The 23351-nt window shown below is 69.8% G+C and carries 21 protein-coding genes; 11 read left to right on the top strand and 10 right to left on the bottom strand.

Going from position 1 to position 23351, the window contains the following annotated elements; all coding sequences use genetic code 11:
• The coding region (locus tag ACIBK6_RS36985) for an alpha-isopropylmalate synthase regulatory domain-containing protein (RefSeq protein WP_399056917.1) at positions 1–675 on the top strand (675 nt) is incomplete at its 5' end.
• 85 nt (positions 676–760) lie between these two features.
• Entirely contained in the window at positions 761–1213 is a 453-nt protein-coding gene (locus tag ACIBK6_RS36980) for a nuclear transport factor 2 family protein (protein WP_399056918.1), read from the top strand.
• Between the two features lie 201 nt (positions 1214–1414).
• On the opposite strand, the gene ACIBK6_RS36975 is transcribed toward ACIBK6_RS36980, so the two are convergent.
• Positions 1415–1963, bottom strand: a complete 549-nt coding sequence (locus ACIBK6_RS36975; RefSeq protein ID WP_399056920.1) for a GNAT family N-acetyltransferase — start codon at positions 1961–1963, stop codon at positions 1415–1417.
• 341 nt (positions 1964–2304) lie between these two features.
• Between ACIBK6_RS36975 and ACIBK6_RS36970 the strand changes: the two genes are divergently transcribed.
• Both ACIBK6_RS36970 and ACIBK6_RS36965 read left to right on the top strand, forming a co-directional pair.
• Positions 2305–3039, top strand: coding sequence for a thioesterase II family protein (locus tag ACIBK6_RS36970; RefSeq protein WP_399056921.1), 735 nt, complete (start codon positions 2305–2307; stop codon positions 3037–3039).
• Positions 3036–4025, top strand: a complete 990-nt coding sequence (locus ACIBK6_RS36965; protein ID WP_399056922.1) for a BTAD domain-containing putative transcriptional regulator — start codon at positions 3036–3038, stop codon at positions 4023–4025. Before ACIBK6_RS36970 ends, ACIBK6_RS36965 begins: the two co-directional genes overlap by 4 nt.
• 227 nt (positions 4026–4252) lie before the next feature.
• Here ACIBK6_RS36965 and ACIBK6_RS36960 read toward each other — a convergent pair whose 3' ends face one another.
• Positions 4253–4897 carry a ScbR family autoregulator-binding transcription factor gene (locus ACIBK6_RS36960; protein WP_399056923.1) on the bottom strand — a complete coding sequence of 215 codons (645 nt, stop codon included), beginning with the start codon at positions 4895–4897 and terminating at the stop codon, positions 4253–4255.
• A 45-nt stretch (positions 4898–4942) separates the two neighbouring features.
• On the bottom strand, positions 4943–5773 hold the full coding sequence (locus ACIBK6_RS36955; RefSeq protein ID WP_399056925.1) for a BTAD domain-containing putative transcriptional regulator: 831 nt from the start codon (positions 5771–5773) through the stop codon (positions 4943–4945).
• Positions 5774–6361: 588 nt separating this feature from the next.
• Here ACIBK6_RS36955 and ACIBK6_RS36950 point away from each other — a divergent pair.
• Positions 6362–7060 (top strand): ScbR family autoregulator-binding transcription factor, encoded by a 699-nt coding sequence (locus tag ACIBK6_RS36950; protein WP_399056926.1) that lies wholly within the window; start codon positions 6362–6364, stop codon positions 7058–7060.
• Between the two features lie 56 nt (positions 7061–7116).
• On the opposite strand, the gene ACIBK6_RS36945 is transcribed toward ACIBK6_RS36950, so the two are convergent.
• The 3 genes from ACIBK6_RS36945 to ACIBK6_RS36935 all read right to left on the bottom strand — a co-directional run bounded on the left by ACIBK6_RS36945 (position 7117) and on the right by ACIBK6_RS36935 (position 10036).
• The gene (locus ACIBK6_RS36945; protein ID WP_399056928.1) at positions 7117–7737 is read right to left on the bottom strand and encodes a ScbR family autoregulator-binding transcription factor; all 621 of its coding nucleotides are present in this window, start codon (positions 7735–7737) and stop codon (positions 7117–7119) included.
• 278 nt (positions 7738–8015) lie between these two features.
• The gene (locus ACIBK6_RS36940) at positions 8016–9251 is read right to left on the bottom strand and encodes a cytochrome P450 (protein WP_399056929.1); all 1236 of its coding nucleotides are present in this window, start codon (positions 9249–9251) and stop codon (positions 8016–8018) included.
• A 98-nt stretch (positions 9252–9349) separates the two neighbouring features.
• On the bottom strand, positions 9350–10036 hold the full coding sequence (locus ACIBK6_RS36935) for a ScbR family autoregulator-binding transcription factor (protein ID WP_399056931.1): 687 nt from the start codon (positions 10034–10036) through the stop codon (positions 9350–9352).
• Positions 10037–10451: 415 nt separating this feature from the next.
• Between ACIBK6_RS36935 and ACIBK6_RS36930 the strand changes: the two genes are divergently transcribed.
• The 6 genes from ACIBK6_RS36930 to ACIBK6_RS36905 all read left to right on the top strand — a co-directional run bounded on the left by ACIBK6_RS36930 (position 10452) and on the right by ACIBK6_RS36905 (position 18295).
• Positions 10452–12368 carry an acyl-CoA dehydrogenase gene (locus ACIBK6_RS36930; RefSeq protein WP_399056933.1) on the top strand — a complete coding sequence of 639 codons (1917 nt, stop codon included), beginning with the start codon at positions 10452–10454 and terminating at the stop codon, positions 12366–12368.
• A 265-nt stretch (positions 12369–12633) separates the two neighbouring features.
• Entirely contained in the window at positions 12634–13335 is a 702-nt protein-coding gene (locus ACIBK6_RS36925) for a TetR family transcriptional regulator (protein ID WP_399056935.1), read from the top strand.
• Positions 13336–14065: 730 nt separating this feature from the next.
• Positions 14066–15190, top strand: a complete 1125-nt coding sequence (locus ACIBK6_RS36920) for a bifunctional DNA primase/polymerase (RefSeq protein ID WP_399056937.1) — start codon at positions 14066–14068, stop codon at positions 15188–15190.
• A gap of 59 nt (positions 15191–15249) precedes the next feature.
• Positions 15250–16716, top strand: coding sequence for a phage/plasmid primase, P4 family (locus tag ACIBK6_RS36915; RefSeq protein ID WP_399056964.1), 1467 nt, complete (start codon positions 15250–15252; stop codon positions 16714–16716).
• Positions 16713–17117: a DUF6009 family protein gene (locus tag ACIBK6_RS36910; protein WP_399056939.1), complete on the top strand. Its 405-nt coding sequence runs from the start codon at positions 16713–16715 to the stop codon at positions 17115–17117. Before ACIBK6_RS36915 ends, ACIBK6_RS36910 begins: the two co-directional genes overlap by 4 nt.
• Positions 17118–17653: 536 nt before the next feature.
• On the top strand, positions 17654–18295 hold the full coding sequence (locus tag ACIBK6_RS36905) for a hypothetical protein (protein WP_399056941.1): 642 nt from the start codon (positions 17654–17656) through the stop codon (positions 18293–18295).
• A 36-nt stretch (positions 18296–18331) separates the two neighbouring features.
• Here the strand turns inward: ACIBK6_RS36905 and ACIBK6_RS36900 are convergent, their stop codons facing one another.
• The 4 genes from ACIBK6_RS36900 to ACIBK6_RS36885 all read right to left on the bottom strand — a co-directional run bounded on the left by ACIBK6_RS36900 (position 18332) and on the right by ACIBK6_RS36885 (position 23307).
• On the bottom strand, positions 18332–19063 hold the full coding sequence (locus tag ACIBK6_RS36900; protein WP_399056943.1) for a TetR/AcrR family transcriptional regulator: 732 nt from the start codon (positions 19061–19063) through the stop codon (positions 18332–18334).
• Positions 19064–19496: 433 nt separating this feature from the next.
• A complete protein-coding gene (gene tpg, locus ACIBK6_RS36895; protein ID WP_399056944.1) occupies positions 19497–20054 on the bottom strand; it encodes a telomere-protecting terminal protein Tpg in 558 nt (185 codons plus the stop codon).
• A gap of 9 nt (positions 20055–20063) precedes the next feature.
• Positions 20064–22472: a telomere-associated protein Tap gene (gene tap, locus ACIBK6_RS36890; RefSeq protein ID WP_399056962.1), complete on the bottom strand. Its 2409-nt coding sequence runs from the start codon at positions 22470–22472 to the stop codon at positions 20064–20066.
• Positions 22473–22560: 88 nt separating this feature from the next.
• Positions 22561–23307 (bottom strand): RDD family protein, encoded by a 747-nt coding sequence (locus tag ACIBK6_RS36885; RefSeq protein ID WP_399056948.1) that lies wholly within the window; start codon positions 23305–23307, stop codon positions 22561–22563.
• Positions 23308–23351: the final 44 nt, after the last annotated feature.

Raw genomic sequence — 23351 nt, 5'->3', positions numbered from 1 at the left:
GCCTCCGCGATCAAGGTCGACCCCGACCTCTACCAGCACATCGATCCGGGTCTGGTCGGCAACCACATCCGGATGCTGGTGTCCGACATGGCCGGACGGGCCTCCATCGAGCTCAAGGGCAAGGAACTCGGCGTCGACCTGGGCGATGACCGCGCCACCGTCGCCCGCGTCGTGGAACGCGTCAAGGAACGCGAACTGGCGGGTTACACCTACGAAGCCGCCGACGCCTCCTTCGAACTCCTCCTGCGCGACGAAGTCGAAGGCGGCCCCCGCAACTACTTCCGCATCGAATCCTGGCGGGCCATCGTCGAGGACCGCCCGGACGGCACCCACTGCGACGAGACGACCGTGAAACTGTGGGTCGGCGACGAGCGCATCGTCGCCACCGCCGACGGCCAGGGCCCCGTCAACGCCCTCGACCGCGCCCTGCGCACGGGCCTCGAACGCCTCTATCCCGAGCTCGCCAAGCTGGAGTTGGTGGACTACACCGTCCGCATCCTCGGCGGCGAGCACAGCACGAAGTCCACGGCCCGCGTCCTGGTCACCACCTCCGACAGCGCCGCCCGATGGACGACGGTGGGCGTGGCCGACAGCGTCATCGCCGCATCCTGGCGGGCTCTTGAGGACGCGTACGCCTACGGACTGCTGCGCGCCGGGGTCAGACCGGCGGCGTGAAGCCCCGGACCGGCGGGTCCGAAATCTCCGTATCCCTTGGACGTTCCTGGAAGAGGGACGTTCCTGGCAGAGGAAGGCAGATCGCATGACCACCGAGATCCGCGTCGAACCCACGGGGAAGACCGAGTTCGCCTCGCTGTACGCGCAGGTCGAGCAGTTCTACACCCATCAGCTGACGCTCTTCGACGCCCACGAGGCCGAGCGCTGGGCCCTGACGTTCACCGAGGACGCCGTCTTAGAGGTGCCGCCCCTGAGCACGCCGGTGCGCGGCCGCGCCGGGCTCGCCGACACCGTGCGCCGCGACCAGGCCCGGCAGCAGCGCTACGGCGCCGGGCTGAAGCGGTGGATAGGCAAGCTCGACGTGCTGCCGCAGTTCGACGGTACGCTGCACACCCGCTGCTCCGCGCTGGCGTACACCACGCCGCCCGGCGGCACGTCGAAGGTCCTGCACGTGTGCGTCATGGAGGACGAGCTCATCCGCTCGCGCAGCACCTGGCGCACCCGGCACCGCCGGGTCACCCGCGACGACCTCGCCTAAGACTTGATCCGCGATTCACCAGAGGGTGAGCTGTCGCACTGGCGAGCTCGGCGAACAACTCGCCGACATGTGCGCGCGAGACACCGGACAGGGCAGGATGGGAACAGGCCGCACGGGCCCAGGTCAGCTTCACAACTCACCCAACCCGTGCGGCCCTTCTCATGTCACGGCCCGACCGGGACGATCACCACGTCCGCCGTGCTACTCGGCCTGAATCGCGTCTGCCAGGACCTCGAAGACGATCTCAAGCCCGTCGCGCTCGTTCCCCTGCTCGCCGACGCGCGTGAAACCGAAGCCCGCGATGGTGGCCAGGGAAGCGTGATTGTCGGCTCTGACAGTGGCCCGCACGGTCCTGACACCGGGTTCGGCGGCGGCCCTGACGAGCAGCGCCGTCAGCATGGCGCGGGCATAGCCCTGGCGGCGATACCCGGGCACCACGGTGTAACCGACCTCGACCATGCCGGCCTCGTCCGGCGGCCCGTGGAACCCGCAGTCGCCGACGACGGCCCCGCCCGGCTCGGACACCACGGCCCGCACGATCCAGGGCGCGACAGACGGGTCCTTCGCGAGCTGGTCAGCGCGATAGCCGAAGATCCCGCGGGCCCGGTCAGACACGAAGTATTCGTCCAGGGCGACCCCGGCCTCGGCGCTGCCGCCAGCCAGGTCACCGTCGGCAAGCGCCCGCAGCGCCTTGACGCTGAGTTCGACGAAGCGGACGCGTTCGGGGGCGGAGAGAAGTTCGTTGCTCATCGCGGAGATGCTCGCCCAGCACCGGAGAGCTGTCCACCGCTTTACAGCCTCGGCAGACACGATGATCGTCCCGGTCGGACACGTGGCACAACAAGGGACGCACAGACGCCGCGATACCTCCGCCGAGACCCATCTCGCGAAGGCCTCACTCGTCACCCACCAGCCGAGCCGCCAGGCCGGCACGCCCGAAGCTCGATTTCTCCCGAGACCGTGAGAGGTTCGTACCGGGTCCGCTCGAAGACCCTTGTACGGGCAGTCGAAGCCGGCTCGCGGAATCCGCCGGGGCCGGTGTGCGGCGGCTATCGTCCGAAGACCTGACCGGAACCGTCGACGGAGACACCATGGAGCTGCGCCTGTTCGTGTTCCACCACGCGGGTGGTTCGCATCTGATGTACCGCGACTGGCCGGCCCGGTTCCCGTCCGGCTGGGACGTCCGGACGCCGGACGTGCCGGGCCGCGGACCGCTGGACGACCGGCGGCCGCTCGCCGACGTGGGTGCGGTCGTGGACCACTTCGTGGCCGAGCTGGGCGACCAACTCACCGGAAACTTCGCCCTGTTCGGGCACAGCATGGGCGGCGTCGTCGCGTACGAGCTGACCCGGCGGCTGCTCGCCGAGGGCCGGACGCCGCCCGTCTGGCTGGGCCTCTCGGCGCGCGGCGCGACCCACATCGACGACGCGACCCACCGCCACCTGCTGTCCGACGCCGCACTGCGCCGAGCGGTCGCCGCGCTGGGCGGCACGCCCCAGGCCGTACTGGACGCCCCTGACCTGTGGGGGCTCTTCGAGCCCACCATCCGGGCCGACCTGCGGCTCGGCGAGACGTGGAGCCCCGCGCCCACCGCGCTGCCGGCGACCGTGCCGGTGTCCGCCTTCGGCGGCAAGTACGACGAGACGGTGCCGCCCGAGCAGCTCGACGGCTGGTCCACGCTGGCCGAGCGGTTCCTCGGCCTCCACCTGTTCGACGGCGGCCACTTCTACTTCCGGGACGATCCCACCGAGCTGATCGAGCAGATCACCAAGGACGCGGGCCGTGCCCTCGCGATCGCGAAGGCCGCCGCCGCGGTACCGCGATGACCGTCCTCGACCTGCGCTCCCCCACCATGGCGGGGGCCTGCGCCGAGACCGAGTTCCGCCTCCTGGGACCGGTCGGGATCCACGACGGTCGCACCGGAGCGGCCATCGCGCCCTCCGGCTCGAAGCAGCGGGCGCTGTTCTCCGCGCTCGTCATCCACGCCGGTGAACTGCTCTCCGCCGACCGGCTCATCGAGGAGCTCTGGGGCAACCGGCCCCCGACGAACGCGCCGAACGCGCTGCAGGCCCATGTGGCCCGGCTGCGACGGCTGTTGCCCGCGGGCGACGCCCCCGGAGAGCCCGGCCACGAATGGATCAGCACCCTGCCCACCGGCTATCTGCTCACCCTGGGCCGGGCCACCACCGACGTACAGCACTTCGAGCGTCTCTCGGCGCAGAGCCGGGCGACGGCCCCTTCCGATCCCGCCCGTGCCCTGGAACTCCTGCGCCACGCCCTGTCCCTGTGGCACGGGCCGGCGCTTCAGGACAGCCGGTACGGACCGATCTGCGCGGCCGAGGCGGCCCGCCTGGAGGAGAAGCGGCTCACGACGCTGGAGGCGCTGTACGAGACGAGCCTGCGCTGTGGCCAACACGGCGAGATATCGGGCGAGTTGGAGAAACTGACGGCCGATCATCCACTGCGCGAACGCTTCTACGACCTGCTGATGGTCGCCCTCTACCGCAGCGGCCGCCAGGCCGAGGCGCTGGGCGTGTACGAGCGGGCCCGTCGCTGTCTGGCGAGCGCCCTCGGTATCGGTCCTGGCCCTGCCCTGCGCGGCCGGATGGAGGCGATCCTCCACCAGTCCCCCAGCCTGTCGGCCCCCCGGAGCCGACCGGCTCCCGCACAGCCCGCCACCGTGGCGCACGCACTCGACCTGGGCCGCGAGGTGGCTCGGCTGCAGGAGCGGATCGACGAACTCAACCGCGAGCAGGCGGAGTTGGTACGCCGCTTCGACGCGATGACAGCGCTGCTCCCGCACCCGTCGTAACCGCCCGCCCCCGCCCCCGGTCCCGCCCCCGGTCCCGCCCCCGGTCCCGCCCCCGGTCCCGCCCCCGGTCCCGCCCCCGGCCGGGGACGGGCCCCATGGCGGCGGGTGTCCTGCCGCCCCAGACACACGAATCGACCCCCGCGGTCCGAGTCCGCGGGGGTCATCAGTGGTGTTTGTGTGTTGGGGGGCGGCTAAGGGTGTGGGGGGGCAAAGGGTGTGGGGGGCGGCTAAGCCGCCTCGGCAAGTTCGCCGGGGAGGGCCGGGGCGTCGGTGCGATAGCGCGCCACATGGCCCGGCGGCACGAGGGCCGGCAGCAGGAAGTCCCACAACGCGCCTACCTTGCGGCTGAGTTCGGGGAACGTCATGCCGGTGCCCGCCAGCGTCACGATGCCGCACACCGCAGCGGACAGCAGCGTCTCCGGCCCGTCGCCGGGGCCCCGGTCGAGCACCTCGCCCTCGGCGAGGGCCGGGCCGGTCAGCCGCAGCACCTCGGTGATCCACTCCTGGTGGAAGTCGGAGACCGGCGAGGGCCGTCCGGTGAATTCGTTGGTGATGCGGAAGCTGGCCCGGATCACGGGGTCCCCGTGCAGGCTGCGCGCCAGCCAGTGCGTCATGTCGATCAATGCCTGCACCGGTGGGACACCCCGCTCCCACTGGTCCTGCACGAAGTCCCGCAGCAGCGCGCGGCCCTGCTCCTGGACCGCTTCGGCCACCGCGTCCTTGGAGCCGAAGTGGAAGTACAGCGCGCCCTTGGTCATCCCCGCCGCCCTGGCGATCTGCAACAGGGTGGCCCGGGCGAAACCGTTCCGGTCGAAGGTCTGCGCCCCCGCGTGGACCAGCCTGCGGCGGGTCCGCTGAGACCTGGCCTGCATCCCGGTCTCCTTTCCTCTCGTACCAAATGCCTGGTCGGCCGTTGATCAGCCGACGCGGGTGAGCCGCTCGTCGCCGGCGGCGGGCGCGTCCAGGACGAGCTCGGGGCCGGCGGTGAGGATCGACCGCTGCAACCGCCGCAGTCCGACGGAGGGTTCGAGACCGAGGTCGCGCACCAGGGAGTTGCGCAGCCGCTGGTAGACGTCGAGCGCCTCGCCGCGGCGGCCGGAACGGTGCAGCGCCAGCATGAACTGGCCGTGCAGGTTCTCATGCGTGCGGTAGCGGCTGACCAGAACGGTCAGCTCCCCCAGGAGTTCGCGGTGCCGGCCGAGCCGCAGGTCCGCCTCGATGCGCTGGTACAGGGCGCACAGCCGGGTCTCCTCAAGGCGCAGGATCTCCATCTCCAGCTGCGGGCCGGCCTGTACGTCGACCAGGGCGGAGCCGCTCCACAGCACGAGGGCCTCGCGCAGCTGGCGGGCGGCGTTCGGGAAGTCCTCGGCGTCCATCGCCCGGTATCCCATGCCGGACAGCCGCTCGAACTCTCGGACGTCGCTGGTGCCGCCCGAGGTCTTGAGGAGGTAGCCGCCGGGCATGGTGACGAGCACGTCCTTGGCGGTACGCGACCCGGTGTGCTCGGGGTCGTGCTCCAGCGCCGCGGAGATGAGCTCGCGCAGTTGCAGGATGTAGGTCTGCAGCGTCGTCCGCGCGCTGCGCGGGGGCCGCTCGCCCCAGAGTTCTTCCATCAGCCAGGCCATGGGCACCACCTGATCGGCGTGCAGCGCGAGCAGCGCCAGCACCTGCCGCGGCTTCGGTGCGGTCGGCGTGACCGAGATCCCGTTCTCCCTGACGGCCAATGCGCCCAGTACATCGATGTCCACGCCGTGTCCCCTGTTCGTGTATCGCGTATGAGTCATGAGCCGCCAGTCGTCCGAGGGCTGCGGCTGAACCAGTTCTCGGCACATGACGAGTAAAAAACGGGGCGGGCGGTTTGTCAATACCAAACCGTTCGCGCTGTTTTTATGCAGGTCCACGGCGCCTCAAGCGCACCTACAGTCAGGAGGGCTCGCGACAGCGACAGGTGCCGGACCTGGGGTCCGGCGAAATTCGGGGTGCTCCGGCGCGACGAAAGCGGTCGAAGCCCCGCCAGGATCGACGTCGGAGCCCGCCAGGATCAGCCCACAACCATAAAAACATACCGCACCCCTGGTTTCTAACTCCTCCCTCGAAGCTCGCTACAACACCGCTCGACACCTCTTTCCGCACGGCGTGCCGCCTTGCGTACAGCGTTCAGCCGCCCGTACAGTGCGTATATCGGCGCACACTGTTCAGATCTGGCCCGCACGCCAGTCGCGCACAGCGGCCGCCGCAGCGAGATGTCCCGATTGGCAGAAATGGGACTCGGCCCTCTAGAACCAAACCGCTAGGTTGGTTTATTATTTCTGTCTCTGAACCCTGAGGAGCCACCGGTGTTGAAACAGGAGCGCGCCGTGCGCACCCTGCGCTCACTCGTCCATGCCGCGGCGGAGGCGTTCCAAGAGCGCGGATACGTCCAGGCGAGGCTGGCGGAGATCAGCGCCGCCGCCGGGGTCAGCACCGGCGCCCTGCACTTCCACTTCGCGAGCAAGGCCGCGTTGGCCTCGACGGTGCAGTCCACAGCCGCCGTGTCACTGCGCGCGGCAGCCCATGCGGCGACGCTGCGGCCCGGCATGGACGCGTTGCAGAGACTGATCAACGCATCGCACGCCTTGGCGGACACGCTCCGCCACGATGTCGTGGCGCGCGCCGGCGTTCAACTGAACGGCGACCCGGCGTGCGAGACCGAGTGGGACATGTGCCAGGAGTGGCAGAAGTACGTCCAACGCCTGCTTGCGCAGGCCGCGGACGAGCACCTGCTCGCCGAGGGCGCCGCTCTTCATGACGCGGCCGCCTCCATCGTGGCGGCGACCACCGGTATGGAACTGCTCGCCAGGAACGACGCCGAGTGGCTCTCCCCGGAAACGCTCACCAGATTCTGGGAGGTCGTTCTTCCGAGCCTGGCCACTCCGGCGGCGCTCACCATGCTCGACCTGGCCGGCGCACACCCCGGCGGGCGCGGCACCGCTCGAGGCACGCAGCGGTCGCTGGACAGGACGACCCGCTCCCCCCACCCGATACTCACAGGCTGATCACCGGACCGCCGCAGTCCCGGTGACCCGGTGTTGCGGCAGGTGCGTGCCCACCGCTAGGGCGTCCCGACCTTGGTACCGGACGCCACAAGGGTGTCGAGACAGGAAGACGCCGCGAGCCTCGGCAGCAGCAGCCGCCAGAACCGGGTGAGAGGGGTGTGCGAGAGCCACCATTCGTCCTGACGGCCCAGGGTCTCCAGCCCCACCGTGACGGCCACCACAGCCGTCGCCGCGTCCCGCGCCGACGGTTCCGGCGCCAGCGCACCCTCCCTGCCGGCCTGAGTCAGGGAGTCCTCCACCCATTCCTGCCACCTGCCGCGCAGGCCCGTGCCCACGCGTACGTGCTCGAGGCTGTCGCTCAGGCCGAACCCCGCTCGCAGCACCGCATCGTGATCAAGGCCCTGAACGAGGGCGTGCGTGGCATCGATCAACGCCTGCAGGGCGCCGTCGGCCTGTTGCTGGGTGATTCGATCGAGCCGCTGAGCCGCCGCCTCACCGACCGCGTCGGCCAGGGCCGCCTTGCTGGCGAAGTGGAAGTGCAGCGCGCCGCTGCTCACCCCGGCTCGTGTGCTGATCGTGGACAGCGAGGCCAGTTCATAGCCGTCGCTGTCGAAAAGCTCGGCGGCAGACTCGATCAAGGCGTTACGCGTACGTACCGCGCGATCCTGTTTGGCCATCAGAGGGCTCCGGTGGTGCAGAGGGGGCAAATATGGACTTCATGGCGGAATGGCCTGCACGCTTCCCCCAACCCCGGGACATTGGCGTAATGACCCGAGTGCACGCAGCGACTCTCCCCGTCGGGCATCGTCCGCACGAGGGAACAATAATAAACCGCTCGGGCGGTTTTGAGCGACACCTGCGCAGATCTCGGCCACATGGTGTCCCAAACGACGGACTCCGCAGCCCAGGGAGGCTGCGGAGTTCGTCTGGCTTGGTCCTGCGGCGGAGTACGGGACTAGGCGGCGATCGGCCTCAGCACCACGGGAAGGGAGCTGTACCCGTTGACGATGAACGACGGCATGGGTTCGATCGACTCCAAGGGACGCGCCGACGCCATCTTCGGGAAGCGCGCGAAGAGTTCTGAGAGCGCGACGGTGGCCTCCATACGGGCCAGCGGTGCACCCAGGCAGTAATGGACACCGTGCCCGAAGCCCAGACTGTCGTGACGATCGGTCCGCCGAGCATCGAATACAGCCGCGTCCTGCCCGTGATGCTCCGGATCGAGACCAACAGCGGCGAAGGAGACGATGATGGGATCACCTCTCTTGATGGTGACGCCGCCCAGATCGATGTCCTCCACAGCGAACCGCAGGGGGATGTAGGCCGCAGGACCGTGCGTCCTAGTGGTCTCGGCGATCACATCCCGCCAGCTCACCCGGCCGGACCGTACATGCTCCAGCTGCTCGGGCTGGTCGAGCAGGGCCGCAGCGGCGCTGCAGATCAAGGAACTCGTCGTCTCCTGCCCCGCCCCGATCACGAGGTTCAGAGTGTCGACCAGCTCCTGCTGAGTGAGGCCGTCGCCCTGATCTCGAACCGCGATCAGCGCGGACGTCAGATCGTCACCGGGCTGGGCCTGCTTCGCGGCCACCAGCTCGGCCAGCAACTCGAAGACCTTGCTCTGCGCCGCATAGATCTCCAGCGGTGTCACCCCGGTGCTGATCGTCGTGTCGATCGCAGCAATCAGAGGGGCTCTGGCGTCTTCGGCGACCCCAAACAGTTCACAAATCACCCGTACGGGCAGCAGTTTGGCGAGCGACGCCCGCAGGTCGATCTGCTGTCCGGCCGGTATGGCCGCCAGGCCATCAAGCAGTTCGGCAGTGATTGCCTCGACTCGCGGCCGGAGCATCTCCGCACGCCGCGCGGTGAACGCCCCTGCAACGAGCCGACGCAGCCGTCCATGGTCCTCACCGTAGGCGAACAGCATGTTCTTCGCCGACACCCAGTGATAAAGCGGCCACTCCTGTGTTATGCGCCCCTCGATGAAAGCGGGCCAGTGCTTCCGGGCGTCTTTGGACACCCGCGGGTCCAGCACCAGCTGCTTGACATAGCGGTGCTGAGTGACGGCCCACGCTGCCACTCCCCCCGGGAGCAGCACCTCGACGGCCGGCCCCTGTGCCTGCAACGCGGCAGCCTCACCTGCGAGATCGCTTCCCGTCACGTCCAGCGCATAAGGGCAGACAGCTTGCCTCATCCGTGCCTCCGGTCAATGGATCCTGCGTCTTCACGTTCCAAAGTCCTGTGCGCGGAGAGCACTCACAGCCCCGGCGGCTGGCCGGTGGGAAACTCGGCTCAGCCAGGCAGCACGAGCTCCGAATCTTCACGGAGCCTCATTGCCGCCTCGTAGATCTGCGGCCCCCTCGTGGCCGTGAAGTCCAGCCGGACAAGCACGGCGGGCACCGCGATGGACGGCATCACATGCCGGTAGAGGTCGACCACCCGTTCCGCCATGTCCATCCGATCGGTCATGATCCTTGACAGCACCTGGATACCGGTGAAGGAAGCGACCATGAACTTCGCCACGCGAAGCACGTCCGTGTCCGGAAGGATCTCCCCGTTCTCCTTGGCCTCCCCGAAGACGGCTACGTTGTGTTCAATCCACCCCGCCATCGGCACCTGCCGGTCCAGACCGTCTTTCGGTGACCCCTGGTCCACGGTAAGGCGGATGCTGCCCTGGATGATCGGATCGCCCCAGTCCCGCCCGAGCAAGTGAGTGAGCAGCAGCGACTCGTCCAGGGACTGCTGCAGTTTCAGCTCCCGCTCCGGAACCAGAGGCATCGCGGCGACCTGCTCCGCCAGCACTGCCTGGGCGAGCTCTTCCTTCGACGTGAAGTGGAAGTAGAGCGCTCCCTTGGTCATGCCGGACTTCTTCAGGATGTCGGCGATCGTCGCTGCTTCATATCCGACCTCGTCGAACACCTCCGCTGCCGACACAAGAATCTTCTTCCGCGTCCGGATGGCTCGTTCCTGCCGCGCCACAACCCACCTCCATACCAGCCCCCGATCAGCCAGAAATAAACCAAAGGGTTCGTATTCTAGCATCGACTAGCCCTGCATGACGGGCGCGCACCGAACAACCCCATACCACCTCTACATGCCCCATAGCCTGACCGTCACTTGCGATCAGGGGACTGCATCCAAGAATAAAACCAGCAGATCGGTTTTTCAATACCGGACACCCGCGACGCTCGTTGCAGGAACTGACACCTGCGGTCACCCGGCGTGGGCATGTTATGCCCGGAATGCGCCATTCCGGTGTGGTTCGCAGCCGCTCTGCGCCATCCGAGGCTCCGGAGCCGCCCCTCAAAGGGACTTGAAAACAAAACCGGTTGGTACGTATCTTCGTGGCTGAGATTCCCATCCCATCGGGTTCCTCATCAACGGGGAGAGGTCCATGACCTTGCTGACGTTCCAGAAGAACACCTTCATAGACGCAGAGATGGAGGGGACCGTTGGTGGCAACGGTCCGCTCAGCCGTCTCGCATTCGGGCCCTCGGCCATGGCGGCCGGCGAGCTCGCACACCTGCTCTTCGACAGACAGGACCGGGACCGGATCCACGAGACCTGGCGCAACCTTGCCGGTGGCCGAAACTTCACCTACCGGACGGGGCTGTCGCCGGACGAGCGAACCGCCCTCTCCTACGACCGGCTGCGTCTGGTCAATGAGGTCGTCGACAACGCCGCGGAGCTGGCCAACGACCCTCATCGGCTGGCCAGCCTGCACGAGTGGACAGGGCCCGTGGACGGTGGTCTGTGCACGGTGGCCAGCATCCACTACAACCTCTTTCTCGGCAGCCTCCTCGATCACAACACTGACGGCCGCGACCTGTCCGCCTTCACCTCGATGAAGCGCACAGGAACGTTTCTGTGCACGGAGCTCGAACACGGCAATGACGTGGCCTCGATGGAGACGACAGCGGTGCTCGACCGTACGACCGACGGATTCGTCCTGGACACTCCCACTCCGGGAGCGCAGAAGTTCATGCCGAACACCAGCGCCATCGGTGGCCCGAAGAGCGCCGTGGTGGCGGCCCGACTGCTGATCGACGGCCAGGACCACGGGGTCTTCCTCTTCCTGACCCCGCTGAGCGACGAGAACGGCCACCTGCCCGGAGTGAAGGTCCGCCCGCTGCCGCAGCGGACCGGGACCCCGGTCGACCACTGCCTCACCGCATTCGACCACGTGTGGCTGCCTCGCGAGGCCATGCTGGAAGCCGCACACGGCCGGCTGGACTCCGAGGGAAGGCTGAGCAGCAACCTCGGCAATCGCCGCAAACGCTTGCTTCGCTCCATCGGCCGCATCACCATGGGAAAGCTCTGCATGAGCGCCGGCACGTTGGGGATGTCCCGCACAGCGCTTGCCATCGCGGTGCGCTACGCCCACAACCGTTTCATCGCCGGGACCAAGGCCGGTGAGCGGGTGGCGCTGGCCGCCCATCGCAGTCATCACGGCCGCCTTCTCGACAAACTCGCCACGGCGTACGCCATGACTTTCCTGCACCGGACCACGGTTACCCGCTGGGCCGGGCACACCGACGAGGACCGGGCGGAGGTCGAGCGTCTGGTGGCCATCGCCAAGGGGTGGATCACCTGGCAGGCCCGGGGAATCACGATCGAGTGCCGGGAGCGGTGCGGAGCACAGGGGCTCTTCCCTGCCAACGGCCTGTCCGATCTCCCCCTGAATGTCGAGGGCGGGATCACGGCTGAGGGCGACAACCTCGTGATCTGGGTAAAGGCCGCCTCCGAGATGGTGCTCGGCCATGAGGTCGACCGCAAGAGGTCCGCGGAACTCCCAGCCGACGAACGGAATCTGACGGACCTGCACTTCCTGCGCGACCTGCTCGCCGAGGTCGAGGCTCTGTGGCAGGACCGGGCCCGCACCGCCCTGCGTCAGGGCCCGTCTGGTGACCCGCTGTCCCGATGGAACGAAACCTCCCCCGCCGCGCTGGAGATGGTCTCCGTCCATGCCCGTCTCCAGGCCGCTGACGCCTTCATCTCGGCCGCTGCCCAGGCCGTGGATCCCACGGCCCGCTTCCTGCTGGAGAGCCTGTGCCGGCTGTTCCTCCTCAGGCAGATCAAAGAGCACACCGGTGACCTGCTCGCCGACGACCACATGACCGCCGACCAGGTGCGTGCGCTGCCGAGGACTGAAAATGCCGTCGTCGCCGAGCTCGCCCCGCACATGATGACCCTCGTCGACGCATTCGACATTCCGGCCGAGATGCTGGCCACCATCCCCATCGCCAACGGCGCCTCCATCGACCGACACCTCGACGCCTCAATCGCCGGCACGACCCCGCTCCCCGCGTGACCACCCGCGCAGCACGACGAAGCGCCCGATGCCGACAGCCCGGAGGCCTAGAGGTAGACGACCCCCGCTTCACTTCCGGGGGCGGGCGTCGTGCCCCCACCCACCCACACTCGCATTTCCGACCATGTGCCACCGGCATGAAGCATTCCGCGCACGCCGGGCAGTCTCACGTCGATACTGGGCGGGTGCGGAAGCACGGAACTTCCGTATCGCGGAGACTCGTCGCGCCCCACACGTCCATCAGCAATCCCCACTCGGAGCGACCATGACGAAGCAGCAGGGCCGGGCGTTCCGGACGCGGGCGGCCGTCGTGCGGTCCGCTGCCGCGCACTTCGACCGGGAGGGGTATGAGGGCACCTCCCTGGTCAAAGTGTGCAGGACCGCGGGCACTTCGCTCGGCGCCGTCACCTTCCACTTCCCGACCAAGGGCGAACTCGCCGACGCGGTGATGGACGAAGGCCGCGCGCTGACCCAGGCCGCGTTGCTGCGGGTCTCGGCGCGGCCCGGTCCCGCGCTGCGCAAGGTCGTCGAACTGTCCCTGGAGCTCACCCGCCTGCTGGAGGAGGAGACGGCCGTGCGCTGTGCGGTACGGCTGGCCAGGGAGCGGCCGGGCACCGGAGGCTGGTCGGACATCTGGCTTCCGGTCGTCAAGCAACTGCTCGACCAGGCGCACAGCAATGGGCAGTTGCGGGGCGGGGCCCGGCCCGCGGAGGTCACGATGCTGGTCGAGTACCTGACGGCGGGCGCGGAGGCGTTTCTGCGGGGCCGCCCTGGCACGGGGGTGGCAGCCGGGAGCGGCGTCGCCCAGCTCGAAAGCGTCTGGCGGCTTGCCCTGGCGGGAGTGGGCGTCACCGATGAGCCAGGCCAGGCCGGATGGGCCTCGAACACCGACCGGGCAGCGCCAACCGGGCGGGCCGGACAGTTGGGTGACGGCCCATCAGGTCACGATCCGTCCTTCCGCCCCTGAAGGAACCCGGCTTCCGCCCCAGCACACCTCCCCCGTCACTCGACAAACAGACCGCTCACCCTTTATTTTGCTGGGGAAGTGCGCCGAAGGGTGAGGGCGGATCGGGCGCACGCCAGGGGGATCGGCCGCCAGCGGGGGCCGGTGCTCGCACAGCACAGCCAGGCTCTGCGCGCCTGCGGGCCGCGGGGCGCCACTTCGCACGCCCGGGGGAAAAGGCATGCTCAGCACCGAGGGACGTTCTCTTACGTCACCGCCGGGTCCGTCGGACACAACGGCGCGCAGACGAGTGCGCGGCGGCCGGTGTCGGCGGACGTAGTACCTGACGTGGACCCGCTTCCGACACGGACGCGCTCCTGACCGGCTGATGGCCGGCCCCGGTGACCGTACGGAAACCGTCGGCAGCGCTGCTTTCCGAGCCGTTCCCACCGCCTCCTCCGGCCGCCCGGCGTGCCGCGGCCGGACCGGTGCCGGGGCGGCGGCAGAGCAGTGCCGCCACCAACGGACGGTTCGTCAAAAAGTGGCACAGAAGCGGAAGTTGCACCCCTCTCCCCTCTTGTCGACATCAATGCCCGGAGACGGTCGCTTCGGTCGCTGCACGGGGCGGCCGCCCCGGTCGGGGATCTTCGCCTCGTCGAGTTCGCCGACCGCGAGACTGTTCGAGCGCTCTGCACTAGCCTGTGCTGAACGCATCTAGAACGTGAGTCGCTACGGTCGCTGAAAGGAACCACCCATGCCCCCTGACCTGGGGTTTTCAGGTAGCGACTCATCGCAGCGGGTAGCGATCGAGCACGAGGGGCGCAGAGCGGGGACGCCGCTGAGCACCGCTTTGTGGTGCGCCGAACAGGGCTGGCCCGTACTTCCGTTGGCGCCGGGCCGGAAGACGCCCGCCGCCAACTGCGCCCCCTGCCGGGACCAACCGCACAGCGCCCAGGGATGCCCCTGCATCGCCGCCGGTCGCTGGTGCCACGGATTCCACGCCGCCACCACCGACACCGCCCGGATCCTGGCCTGGTGGTCCGAGCAGCCCCGCTTCGGCGTGGGCGTGGCCTGCGGGCCCGCGAACCTCGTGGTGATCGACGTGGACGCGCACGCGGCGCCGCTGCCGGACCCCGACCGGCTGCTGCCGGGCATCCACATCCCCGCCTCGGTGTCCCTGGGCGGTCTGCGGCACGGCTTCCACAGCCTGGCCCTGCTGGCGGCCCTGCGCGGCGCACCGGACCCGAGCCAGGACGACACCACCTTGCGGGTGCGCACCCCCTCGGGGGGCCTGCACCTGTGGTACACCGCGCGGCCCGGACACACCTGGCGGTGCTCGAACGGCTCAAGTGCCCGGCGGGCGCTGGCCTGGCAGGTCGATGTGCGGGCCCACGGGGGCTACATCATCGCGCCCGGCACCACGACCGCCGTCGGCACGTACACCGCCTGCCGTCCCGTCAGGCGCCCGGCCCCGCTGCCGAACTGGCTCGCCGCGGAACTGGAGCGCACCGGCCACCGCCCTTCGTCCACAACTCCCCGTACCGCGACGCCCGTTCCCTCCCGGGCCCGGGCCGCCGTCATCGCCGCGAGCGGTGGCCGGGACGCCGCGGCGCGCGCCCTGGCCACCGTGCTGACCTCGGTGACGGAGTGCGCCGCCACCGCCGAGGGCGCGGGCTTCACCGAGAAGCTCAACCGCGCCGCCTTCACCGCGGGCGGCCTGGTGGGAGCCGGCCGGATGAACCTCGCCGACGCGGAGGCCGTGCTGGTGGCGGCCGCCGCGCAGGCGCGCCCCGGCCAGGAACGCCGCTGTCTGCAGATCATCCGGAGCGGGATGAGCGCGGGGAGCCGACGGCCGCTCGATCCGGGAGTACGTACGTGACCGACGCACCGTCCTCCCAGGAGGGGCTGTTCGACCCGGTCGAAGTCGCCCGCCAGATCATGCTCGGCTCCCCCGACGGCGCCGTCCCCGCCCAGCCGGCCCCCGAGTCCGCGGCGCCTGAATCCATGGCGGCCCAGGCCACCGAGCACGGGCTGCTGCCGGACAGCCTCAGCGACCGGGGAAACGCCAAGCTGTTCGTGTCCCTGTACGGGCGGGACTTCCGGCATGTGCCGGGGCTCGGCTGGTACCGCTGGTCCGGCTTCCGCTGGGAGATCGACGAGGACGACAACGTCCTGTGGGCAGCCGGTGAGATGGCCGAGTCGCTCGCCGAGACCGATGCCCGCGCGCGGTACCCGGACTCCGCGCTGCGCCGCCACCGGCGCCGGGCGCTGTCGACGTCGGGGATGAAGGCCATGCTGATGCAGGCCAAGGCCGCACCGGGCATGGTCCTCAACGCCTCCCTGCTGGACGCCGATCCGTACGCGCTGTGCACCCCCGAGGGCGTCATCGACCTCACCACGGGCACCCTCGCCCCGCCCGACCCCGAGAAGCACTACCACTCGCGCGCCACGAGCGTCCCGTCCCGGACCATGGCCACACCGCGCTGGCAGCAGTTCCTGACCGACACCTTCGGCGACGACGCCGACGGCCGCCAGATGATCGACTTCCTGCACGTACTGCTCGGGTACTCCATCACCGGCGATGTCGGCGCGCAGATCATGCCGTTCCTCTACGGGCAGGGCAAGAACGGCAAGAGCGTACTGCTGGACGTGATGGTCAAGCTGCTCGGCGATTACGCCGACGCCGCCCCGCCCGGGTTCCTGATGGCCCGCCCCTTCGAGGGGCACCCCACCGACCTGGCCGAGCTGCACGGCCGGCGCATCATCGTGTGCTCGGAGCTCAAGCCCGGCGACCGGTTCGACGAGGCCCGGGTCAAGCTGCTCACCGGCGGCGACCGCATCAAGGCCCGCCGGATGCGTCAGGACTTCTTCGGCTTCAGCCCGACCCACAAGCTGTGGCTGCTTGGCAACCACCGTCCCGAAGTGGGCACCGGTGGCTACGCGTTCTGGCGCAGGATGAAGCTCATCCCCTTCGAGCGGGTCGTCGCGGACGACCGCCAGGTGGACAACCTCGCCGACGTCCTGGTCACCGAGGAGGGCCCCGGCATCCTCAACTGGCTGGTAACCGGCGCCCGTCGCTACCTCACCGGCTCCCGCGACCTCACCGGCCCGCAGCAGGTCCGTACCGCCACGACCGCGTACGCCGAGACCGAGGACCACACCGGGCGCTTCCTGGGCGAGTGCTGCACGCTGGAGCCCGCCATGCGCGCCGAGCAGGCCCAGCTCTACAACAGCTACAAGAACTGGTGCCAGCTGGAAGGTGCCAACCCGGTCTCGTCCAGGGCCTTCGCCGCCCGGGTACGGGAGACTGTCGGCATCGCCACCCCCAAAGACATGATCCTTTCGAATCAGCGGAAGTTCTATCCCGGCATCGGGCTCAACGCTGAAGTGGGAGCAACCTCATGAGCGCCCTGATCGAGCCCGAGCAGCTCGCCCACGAGAGCGAGCTCGTGTGGCTCGAGGACACGACGGACCTGGACTACGTGCGCCAGAGCCTGGACCGGCTGCCCACCCGCCGGGGCAAGCCCGCCTACCACCGCGGCGGCCGCATGGTCGGCTACGCGGTGCTCGGCCCCGACGCCCGCTCCTCGCGCGCCTCCGGCACCTTCCTGCGCCGCGTGTTCTGGCTGGCCCCCCACGACCGCGACGGTCAGCCGGGCGGCCTCTACGCATCGGGCGCCCCGTCGGAAGCCGTCGACCCCCGAACGATCGCTCCCCGCGTCAAGGGCTACAAGACGCAGCGCTCCGAGGGCGGCCCGGAGTCCGAGGCGATGCGCGAACTCGGCATCACCCTGCCGAAAGCCTGAGCACCTCCCTCCTCTCCCCGGACAGCGACTGAAGCCGTACAGCGCCTCAGCGACTGAACGGGCGGACCAAGGGAGTTGGAGAACTCCCAGGTCAGCGGGCATCTCACCGAGCGACCAGCGACCGAAGCGACCCAGAGTCGGATCTATGAGGACATTCCCGCGTGCGTGTGCGTGTGTGCGTATGCACGTCATAGATAGGAGCCTTCAGTCGCTTCAGTCGCTGTTTCGTCTTCCGTACCCTTGTGACCTGCACTTTCTTCCCGAGACCGAGCCAGCGACCGAACGAATCCGGGTCGCTTCGCGACGCCGTCGTGCTCGTTCACCGGTCACGTTTCCCCGCCGCCGGGTGTCATCGCGGTGCAGAGCCCGCGGCCAGGTGATCGGCGGGTCGGCAGCGATGCGGGAGGCGTCTTTCTGGACGTCTACGAAAACAGTTGAGAGCCGCCGAGACGGTCACCTTTGTCGATGGCTAGGTGTGCCAGCCATGGATCGTGGCAGGCTGGCCGGGACCAGTACGCGAGTGGCGGGGGCACACCATGAACCGTGAGGAACGGCGGCGCGAGGCACGCAGGGAGCGGGCGGGCGGGCCGTTGCTGGGGGCGCCGATGCAGGGGCAGTTGATCCGCAGTACGCGTTTCGAGCCCGGGGACGAGGGACGGCATCGGCAGGACTTCCTCGCCGGGACGGTACTCGCCGCCGGGGCGGCGGTGGTCCAGCCGGAGAACGGGCCGGGCCTCACACCACTGGACGCCCTGTTCACCGTCCTCGTGCACGAGGACGAGCGCACCTTCGGGCCGGCGCCCCAGTTCGCCGAGGCGTTCGCGCTGCTCGACGAGATCGGCGGGGTGGCGCTCTACGACCGGATGGATGTCGGCACCGCGTGGGCGGGATTCGGCGGCCCCGCTCCGCTGGTCAAGCTGAAGCTGGAGTTCCAGGGCCCGCGCCCCGAGCGCGGATCGACGGCGCTGGTGCTGCCGGCCAGCCAGTACGCCGAGATCTGGCACCACGTCGTCGGCGGCGGGATGGTCGCCGTCAGCACGCAGGAGCGGATGGAGCGCGCCGCCAACCGGCCCGGGGCCGGCTTCGCCGACAGCCTGGAGGCGAGCATCCTGCTCGCCATCGGCACCTCACCGGTCCTGGAACAGTTCATCGACGCCTACGGCTGGCCCCGCCGCTGACCGGGCGAGGCGCCCCCTGGCTCGGGCCGCCGTCCGCTAGCCGCCCGTACGGGAGAGCCGGGCCTCCAGGCCGTCGAGGACGCGTTCGAGGGCGTACGCGAAGTTATCCTCGCGGATCTGCTGGGGGTTCTTGCCCCGCTGCGCGCTCTGGCCCTCGCGCAGGCGCGGGTAGTCCTGCGCGGCCTGCTCGGCGGCCGGCATCAGGTTCTCCATCCACTCCTGCTCGTCCTTGCCGCTGCGGGCGATCATCGACAGGTAGGCGGCCTCGCTGGTCGTCATGCCGATGACGCAGGCGATGACGGTGTTCATGGCCTGGTCGGCCTCTTCCGCGGCGAAGCCGGCCGTGCCGAACACGGCGAGCATGCGGTCCGACATCCGCATCACGTTCGGCCCGAGGTGGACGAGCCCGACCTGCCCGAGGACGGAAGCGACCCACGGGTGCCGCAGCACCATCGAACGCAGGCTGTGGGCGCTGTGGTTGGCGGCCTTCCGCCAGCTCGTGGCATCGTCGGCGGGCGGTACTTCCAGCTCGCCGTATACCTCGTCGACGACGAGTTCGATGAGCTCGTCCTTGCTGGCCACATGCCGGTACAGCGAGGTGGCCCCGGCGCCCAGGCGGGTCCCCAGGCGCCGCATGCTCAGGGCATCGAGCCCCTCGGAGTCCAGCAGCGCCACGGCCTCGGACACGATCTGCTCGCGGCTCAACTGCTCCCGCTGCCGGTGCGGACGGGTCCACACCGAGGGGATCGGCGTCTCATCGCCAGACATAAGGCAGTCCTCTTTCTCCAGGTGAACGATCTTTGTACGGCCTACCGTAGCCATGCCGTTCGCATAATGCGTACACCGAACGCCGTACGTCCCCTCGTTCTGGACGGCTCCTCCACGGATCCTTGTGGGGCGTACGCCAATTGGCCGTGACCGGCCCGGGCAAGGCGGGTCGGCGGGTGATCGGGCTTACTGTCTGGAGCTGTTGCCCGCGAGGTGGCTTCCGCGATGCGGGGACCTGGCACAGCGGCTGCGGCAAACCCCAAACCCCCGCCGACTCCCAGCCCACCGGTGGTCCCAGATCCGCCGGAACTCGTCGCTGCGCGTGGACAGTTCGGTGATGAGCTCGTGCCAGTTCCGCGTCGTCGGGGACGGCCAACGCCCTTCGCGAGCAGTCTTGTCCGCGACCCCTCGTAGCCGAGCTTCACATACTCGATTAGTAGTCGAGCTCCACATAGTCGATGTCGGTGAACTCCACCAGCAGGTCGCGGGCCCGGCGGCCGCGGTCCTTGAAGTAGATCTCCTGGAGGCCTTCGGCGGCGATGGACTGGAGCTGCTGCTCGGTGGCGCCGGAGGACTGCGCCTCGAAGAGGCGGGCCGCGTACGCGGGGGGCAGGGACTGGGTGATGAGGCGGAGCCGGCCGTCGTCGGAGGTGCCGGGGGCCGCGGTGTAGCCGAACCGGGCGCGGGTCTCGATGACGATGCCGCCGGTCGCCGCGGCCTGCTGCTGCGCCCTCGCGCGGACCTTCGGCTGCCACCGCTTGCGCACCTCGCCCCGGAGCCGGGCGGCGAGTTCCGGACGGGGCTGCTTGAGCTGGCCCTTGAGGTAGCGCTCCACGGTGCGCTGGGAGACGCCGAGCAGCTGCGCCACCACCCTGGTGGAGCCCTTCTCCTGTTTCACCAGGAACTTCATCTGCGCCTGGGCGGACTTGGGGAGCGGCCGGGTGAACGTGTTCGCCGCGGCCTTGTCGAGGCTGTCGCCGATGATGCCCATCGAGGTGGTCTACTCTCCGTCGATCGCGGCGTCGGTGCCCTTGATGTGCCGGGCGGGGTTGTGGCCTTCGTCGAGCATCTTCACCGCCCACAGCAGTTCCTGGGTGCCCTCGTGCTTGACCATGCCGGGGCTGACCCCGAGACGGAACGTACCGGGTGCCGGCTTCCCCTCGGGGGTGTACGGCAGGAAGTCCAGCGGGCCGGGCCCGTCGGCCAGGTACACCGCGCAGTCGGACAGCAGGGCGACGGGCAGCAGCGCCTCATCCGCGAAGTGCAGGTGCCCGACGGGGGCCGCCACCGGCTGCGTCGCCAGGGCGGTCTTGATCAGTTTGCGGTGCATGTTGACCCGGGCCGTGGAGATCACCGCGGCCCGGATGTCGGGGCGCCAGGTGGGGCGTTCCAGCGCGGGCCAGCGTTCACCGGGCCGGTAGCCCGCGCCCTGCGGCCGCTCGCGCAGCTTGCCGATGCCGCCCTTGACCGTCGACTTGATCGCGGACAGTACGGCGGCGGTCCCCGGATCGGTCTGCTTGTACGTCTCCATCGCCGCGAGGAACGCGCCCTCGTCCATCCCGGATTCGATGCCGAGGTCGGCCATCGTCGCCTTGTACGCCTCGCTCAACTGCTTGTACCAGGGGTCGAGATAGGGTCCGCTCTCCGGACGCAGCCATGCCTCGACGGGGGCGAGGGCGACGGGCAGGCCGTACGCGCCGATGAGCTCATGGGCGTACGCCACGGTGGGAGTCGCGTACCAGGCCGGTCCCTCGGGGCGTACGCCGTCCGATGTGAAGGGGTTGGGCAGGCGCGGGTCCATCTCGATGCCCGACAGGTCGATGAGCCAGCAGCCGGGCACCGTCTTGTCGAAGGCGGGGGCGGTGACGTGGACGGGCGCCCCGAGGCCGACCACGAGACGGTTCGCGGCGGCGAGGAACGCCGTGTTCACATCGATGCCCACCGCGAACTTCCGCGTGCACTCGGCATCGGTGAGCAGCTGCGGGTCCCGGATCCAGTCGAAGGCCTCTTCGTCGAGGACGTCGGCGGGGGTGCGTTGGTGGCCGCGCGGGTGGCGGGCGGTGACGACGGGGTGCTCGTCGGGCGCCTCGGGGGGCGCCGGGTCGACCGGCTCGGTGAGGGAGCCCGGCATCGGGCCGGACACCCACGCGTCGGAGTGCGGGTCCTTCACCGCCCGGGTCGGCGGGCGCAGCGCGGTCATCAGCTCCAGACCCGATACGGCGGTCGAGCCGCGCGGGGTGATGACCCGGGTCGCGTAGTCGCCAAGGACGCGGGCGAGTTCGGCCGGCGGGAACTGGCCCGCACTCCCCCAGGCGCGGGCGTCGAGCGCGCCCCACGGCAGGACCGCGAACTGCACGCACTGACGCTGCCCGGCACGCGCCGGGCGGTAGACGCGGGCCCACGGGCCGAAGCCGCGCCTGGTCAGCTTCCACTTCGCCTTGGTGATCTGCTGGACGGCCTTGTGGTCCTCCGGCAGCCGCAGGCCCCGCCGGTCCTCCAGAGCGGCCGGAAGCCCGAGGTGTTCGGCGGCCGCCTCCGTGAGGACGACCAGCGGGTCAGCGTCCTTGCCCGAGCGGTGCAGCCGGGACGCCCCCAACTTCACCTCGTTCAGGGCCCATTCGACCAGCGAGCCGATGTCATCGGCCGGGCAGTCCAGGACCAGACCGCCGACGCAGTACGCGGATCCGTCCCCGTCCAGAACGGCGATCGGACCGTGCGCGAACCGCGGATCGTTTACGGGGGCGGGTGCCTTGGCCCGGGCTTTGGCCCCGGTTTTGGCGGCGGCGGTGGCGGTAATGGCCGTGGTCTTGGTCATGGTCATGGTGTTCGCCCCGGCCTTGGCCGGAGGCCTCTGCGCGGCTTTCTGCGCGGCCGGACGGCGCACCGTCGCAGACGGCCGGGCGGGCGCGGGCAGCGGAGCCGCGGCTGAGGTGGCAAGAGGCGCAACTGGCGTGGCAGTCGGCTCGGGCGCGGCGGCCGGTTCAGGAGCGGCGGCCGATTGGGGGGTGGCCTCGAAAGCGGCGGCCGACTCGGGAACAGCGGCCGACTCGGACGCAGGCCGCGGCACAGCGGCTGGCCTGCCGGACGCCTCGGACGCCTCGGACGCCTCAGGCACTTCGGCCGCCGGGGCCGCGGCCTGCGGCGCCGGGTGGCGGGCGGCGAGGCCGTCCAGGAGGCGGAGGTAGGCGGCCCGCTTCGGCGGCCTGGGTTCCGTGCGCCCGGCCTCCCAGGACGTCACCGACTCCCGGCGCACGTCCAGCGCCCTGGCGACCTGTTCCTGGCTCAGCCCCGCGGCCTTCCGCAGACGCTTGCGCTCCGCGGGCTCCGGGAGCCCGTCCTGCGCGTACACCTGCTCCAGCAGCGCGTCGATCGAGGCGAACAACTCGTCCTGCTCATCGGCCACATCCATCACCTCCAGCAGCGCACCCTATACGAATCGCACATCGAATCACACGCGAAACGCACGTCGCTGGGAGTGGAAGGGGTGCCGCCGGGCCTCACGGCGTCAGGGTCGACTGGGGCTGGTACTGCGGCATGGGCGGCGCGGCGGGGGCGAACGGCTGGGGCTGCGGGCTCGGCGCCGGGGTGTGGGCGGACGTACGGGCGTACACGACGACCGTTCCCGCCACCCGGTCGGCCACGGTGCGGCCCGAGTACGCGGACAGCGCGTTGAACCAGAACACGGCCACCGCTCCCAGCCAGGCCAGGACGGCCCAGACGAGGTGTCCGGAGACCAGCAGGCAGCAGGCGAAGGCGAAGCAGCCGACATCGGCGAGGGTGGTGACGGCGGCACGGGCGGCGGCACGGCCCGGGGTGTGCGGGGTGATGCGCACGCCGACCAGCACCTTGCCCAGGGTGCGGCCCGCGAAGGTGAGGGTGGCCCAGTGGTAGGCGAAGGTGGTGGCGGCCAGGAGCAGGAAGCCCTGGATCACGGCTACGACCACGTTGTGCCAGAGCGAGGTCGCGAGGTGGCCCGCCTTGCCGATGGCGCCGCCGTCGCCGGTGACGATCTGCCAGGTGGACAGGCCGAGTTCGGGGGCGTTGTGCCAGACGTCGGCGATCTGGTGGGCGGTGTAGACGCCGATGGCGTACGCCGCGGCGAGGACGAGCGCGAAGTCCACCGACCAGGCCACCGCCCGGCGCGCGATCGCGGGGCGGTTCTCAAGCCGGCTGTCGGGGCGGCTGTCGGGACGGTCGTCGGAGCGGCTCTCGGGCGTTAACAGGTCCGCTGCGCTGGTGTGCATGTCGTCTCCCGCTGTGTGGCAAGGGCGGTGGGCACGGCGCTGAC

The organism is Streptomyces sp. NPDC050485, from assembly GCF_044458185.1.
Classification (GTDB): domain Bacteria; phylum Actinomycetota; class Actinomycetes; order Streptomycetales; family Streptomycetaceae; genus Streptomyces.
This window is presented reverse-complemented; position numbering and strand designations above follow the sequence as displayed.

What these genes read in the sequence shown, in the direction of transcription:
- ACIBK6_RS36980 (WP_399056918.1), top strand. Translation starts at nt 761, where the DNA reads ATGACCACCGAGATCCGCGTCGAACCCACGGGGAAGACCGAGTTCGCC.
- ACIBK6_RS36975 (WP_399056920.1), bottom strand. Translation starts at nt 1,963, where the DNA reads ATGAGCAACGAACTTCTCTCCGCCCCCGAACGCGTCCGCTTCGTCGAA.
- ACIBK6_RS36970 (WP_399056921.1), top strand. Translation starts at nt 2,305, where the DNA reads ATGGAGCTGCGCCTGTTCGTGTTCCACCACGCGGGTGGTTCGCATCTG.
- ACIBK6_RS36965 (WP_399056922.1), top strand. Translation starts at nt 3,036, where the DNA reads ATGACCGTCCTCGACCTGCGCTCCCCCACCATGGCGGGGGCCTGCGCC.
- ACIBK6_RS36960 (WP_399056923.1), bottom strand. Translation starts at nt 4,897, where the DNA reads ATGCAGGCCAGGTCTCAGCGGACCCGCCGCAGGCTGGTCCACGCGGGG.
- ACIBK6_RS36945 (WP_399056928.1), bottom strand. Translation starts at nt 7,737, where the DNA reads ATGGCCAAACAGGATCGCGCGGTACGTACGCGTAACGCCTTGATCGAG.
- ACIBK6_RS36940 (WP_399056929.1), bottom strand. Translation starts at nt 9,251, where the DNA reads ATGAGGCAAGCTGTCTGCCCTTATGCGCTGGACGTGACGGGAAGCGAT.
- ACIBK6_RS36930 (WP_399056933.1), top strand. Translation starts at nt 10,452, where the DNA reads ATGACCTTGCTGACGTTCCAGAAGAACACCTTCATAGACGCAGAGATG.
- ACIBK6_RS36925 (WP_399056935.1), top strand. Translation starts at nt 12,634, where the DNA reads ATGACGAAGCAGCAGGGCCGGGCGTTCCGGACGCGGGCGGCCGTCGTG.
- ACIBK6_RS36920 (WP_399056937.1), top strand. Translation starts at nt 14,066, where the DNA reads ATGCCCCCTGACCTGGGGTTTTCAGGTAGCGACTCATCGCAGCGGGTA.
- ACIBK6_RS36915 (WP_399056964.1), top strand. Translation starts at nt 15,250, where the DNA reads ATGCTCGGCTCCCCCGACGGCGCCGTCCCCGCCCAGCCGGCCCCCGAG.
- ACIBK6_RS36910 (WP_399056939.1), top strand. Translation starts at nt 16,713, where the DNA reads ATGAGCGCCCTGATCGAGCCCGAGCAGCTCGCCCACGAGAGCGAGCTC.
- ACIBK6_RS36905 (WP_399056941.1), top strand. Translation starts at nt 17,654, where the DNA reads ATGAACCGTGAGGAACGGCGGCGCGAGGCACGCAGGGAGCGGGCGGGC.
- ACIBK6_RS36900 (WP_399056943.1), bottom strand. Translation starts at nt 19,063, where the DNA reads ATGTCTGGCGATGAGACGCCGATCCCCTCGGTGTGGACCCGTCCGCAC.
- tpg (WP_399056944.1), bottom strand. Translation starts at nt 20,054, where the DNA reads ATGGGCATCATCGGCGACAGCCTCGACAAGGCCGCGGCGAACACGTTC.
- tap (WP_399056962.1), bottom strand. Translation starts at nt 22,472, where the DNA reads ATGGATGTGGCCGATGAGCAGGACGAGTTGTTCGCCTCGATCGACGCG.
- ACIBK6_RS36885 (WP_399056948.1), bottom strand. Translation starts at nt 23,307, where the DNA reads ATGCACACCAGCGCAGCGGACCTGTTAACGCCCGAGAGCCGCTCCGAC.